A 3,051-nucleotide genomic window follows, 5' to 3' on the forward strand; every position below is an offset into this window, starting at 1 on the left:
TTCGAAGCCGCACCTGGCAGGCGCTGCTCCACGCCCAGGGATACTGGATTGCTACATCGTTTGTGTCTCTGCTGGCGTGCCCAAGATCCGGCTTGGGCGTGATACGTCAAGTTGAGGGGACGCAGCGCATTACGGAAGTCCAAGGCCCACAAACTGCTGAGGCGAACTGATGCAAGCGGCTCGAGGAGCTTCGGCTAGGCGCCTCCGTATCGTTCCAGAACCTTTCAGCGGCTCGCGGCCGATATCTCTAGCTCGTTCCGGATTTCGTCGATAATGGGATTCGCAGCGGGCGCAACTGCATCGCCCGACCGTAGCATTTCCTCACATGGCCGTGACATCTATACTGCCTAAAGGAACTCGATGCACCTCGTACGAATCGTCGAACAACAACTGCGCAGCATCGATCTGCCCTCCATCGTCCGTCCGCCGATTGGCCCCAACGCCCCCGCGACCGAAGAACTCGTTCGTTGGGCCATCATATTCCACGTCTACTCCGAGATCGCGCACATCCGAACGGTTCTTGCCGGTTTCATTACCCTAGCGGATGCGGGGAACACTCCAAGCGCCAGCATTCTGGCCCGTCATTTGTTCGAGTGGACCGCGATGACCTGCTATCTGGTAGAGAAGCTGGAGGAGCTTGTTGCAAACAAGCAATGGCAGCCCGCGTTCGAAATTATGCTGCAAGTGGATACCGGCAATTCTTGGGTGAAGACTCACGGCCGCAATTACGATAAGACATCATCATTTCCGGACGATGTCGCAAAGCCGATCCGCATTAAGCACCTAATCGCTGCTTATACCCGGCACCATACCGCGCGATATGGCAGCGCGAAAGTCGAGGATTCCTACGGGTACCTCAGCGAGTATTCGCACCCCAACTCCGCCTGCTTGCTTGCGTACAGGGAATTTGATGGTGCGCGGGCGTTCTTCGTCCACCCCGGGCCGAAATCGGCGGTCTTCGGCGGCATCAACGGCTTCATTGTCGAGTGGCTTATGTTCGCGCAAGAATTGCTCGGGTTTGCTGGAGAGAGTACAATCCGGGACAGGCTCATCAGAACCTTGCCCCTTATCGTCGAAGCGGAAAGATCAACTAAGAAGTAACGCCCCGGATCTCCCCGCACTACAATGACCGGTACCGTTTACTTCGTGGTCGCGCTTCTGGTGCTCGTCTTGCGCATCGGCGATTTATCCGTCATGAGGCAGGCTGCCGGATCAACGCTCTGGAATCGGCATCGCAGCGGAAAAGAACGGTCGGCCGCCGACGGGCCTGTCCACATCCGGGGTTCGGGCGTTATTCGTTAAGTTGACGTGAGTGACGGTCCCGCCGCATCAATTTCTAGACACCCAGTGAGTAATTCAGGGAACGTGTAGTTCTGACGACAACGCGTTCAGCCCATCGGCACCCTTCCCGCCCATTCCGGACCGATCTTTGATTTCGTGAACCAGTGAACCAGACTGTGGGATTCGTCCGAGACGCTCGACGCCTCACGAAGGACAACCTGCGCCAGGTTCTTGCCTGGTGCAGCAACAAGGTCTGCAATGAGCCGTTTCAGCAGAGCGTCGCTAGGGGAGAAAAGATACTGCTCGGAGTTCAGCACTATGCAGGCGTTGATAGCGCGAACAGCAGCGCCGTCAATCTGCCGAAAACCGGCCACCGGATTTCCGGAATTGGTCACTCTCAGGCAGAGGCGCGAACAGAGCGGAACGAAAACGGCTGCTCCCGGCGTCATTGGGCCAACACCCTGCAGATCGACATCATAAGGCTCCGGCGGCACAATCACGAATGGATTGTCTCCGATTATGAAGCTCCGTTGATCGGGGGCGAGGAGCAAGGTCCATTCGAGGTCGAGCAAAACGCGGGCAAGTTGCATGCCCGTTTTGACAAGAACCTTCAAAACATCGTTTCTGCAGGCATTGTCGGCGCGGCGCGGCGATACGCTCTCGCACTGTTCTTCCGTCATTGTGTAATCGCCGGCGGCATGATCTGGGTGTTCAGCATGGTACTTTATCGAGTTGCGGTCAGGGCCGAGCAGAGTATCCGTCTGCCGGAACCTCGTTTCTGTCTCCCGAATCATGGCCGGCGTCCGGACACGGAGATAAGCCACAAAGTTGGCCAAGTGCGTCAGTTCCTCGGCCGACGGTTCCTGCCGGCTCTCTAACTTCCGCCGGATAGGTCCAAATGTTCCATCGAGCGGACTGAACCATTTCGTCTCTATCTCCTGCGACAGTTCGTTTCCTGTGATTATCGTGTACAGGTCCGTTTCAGCTCCGATGATAGGAGTCCCAAGTGGCTTCAGAGCGCCGTTATCGCGGTCGTACCGCCAGACTTCTCCGGTTTGGGTTGCGAACCCCTTTAGATACACCTGGGGGAGATAATGCTGCCACTGCCTCTTGGTCACGACGACAACAAGAATAGCTCCCGTGCGGGTCCAAGGCAAAGTGCCGCGATGAAACAGACGTACCTTGTGCGAATCACGTTGTCCTGGGCAGATCCGTTGACGCAAAAGCGCACACTGCACTCTTGGCGGCGATAGGCCTCGGGGAACGCCGGGGAACGGAGTCCACTTGGCCGTATAGTCGCCTACTCGAAGAAGTGCCGGGATGGAGTTCGGGGTAAAGGCCCGATCGCCTGGCGACAAAAAGTGTTTTCTACACGACTGACGAAATCTCGGTGATCACGGCACCAACCCCGGGGCTATGTATGCGTAGAAGACCACGACCAGGCCGATCAGGGCGGCGAGGAAGATGCTGTGGCGCAGGGTGAAGCGGAACAGCAGCGCCTCGTCTTCCCGGCGCATCCCGGTGGCCGCCGCAGCGACTGCTATGCTCTGGAGGCTGATCATCTTGCCCATCACGCCGCCGGCGGAGTTGGAGGCCGCCATCAGGATGGGGTTCATCCCCAGGCGTTCCGCCGTAATCACCTGAAGGTTGCCGAAAAGCGCATTCGCCGATGTGTCGCTGCCGGTGAGGAAGACCCCCAACCAGCCCAGCATGGCACTGAAAAACGGGAAGAATACGCCCGTGGCGGCAAACGCCAGCCCCAGAGTGGCC

Annotated in this window: 4 protein-coding genes; 2 read left to right on the forward strand and 2 right to left on the reverse strand. The window is 57.9% G+C overall.

The annotated features are described in order from the left end of the window. The first annotated feature begins 360 nt into the window (after window positions 1-360). Entirely contained in the window at window positions 361-1,101 is a 741-nt protein-coding gene (locus VN577_00765; protein ID HWR13329.1) for a hypothetical protein, read from the forward strand. A 24-nt stretch (window positions 1,102-1,125) separates the two neighbouring features. Then, complete coding sequence (locus VN577_00770) at window positions 1,126-1,302, forward strand: hypothetical protein (GenBank protein ID HWR13330.1); 177 nt, start codon at window positions 1,126-1,128, stop codon at window positions 1,300-1,302. 86 nt (window positions 1,303-1,388) lie between these two features. Here the strand turns inward: VN577_00770 and VN577_00775 are convergent, their stop codons facing one another. Continuing rightward, window positions 1,389-2,504, reverse strand: coding sequence for a DUF4238 domain-containing protein (locus VN577_00775; protein ID HWR13331.1), 1,116 nt, complete (start codon window positions 2,502-2,504; stop codon window positions 1,389-1,391). A 171-nt stretch (window positions 2,505-2,675) separates the two neighbouring features. Further along, a partial coding sequence (locus tag VN577_00780; protein ID HWR13332.1) for an L-lactate permease occupies window positions 2,676-3,051 on the reverse strand: 376 nt, incomplete at its 5' end.

The sequence above is a fragment of the Terriglobales bacterium genome (assembly GCA_035561515.1).
Taxonomy (GTDB): domain Bacteria; phylum Acidobacteriota; class Terriglobia; order Terriglobales; family Acidobacteriaceae; genus DATMXP01.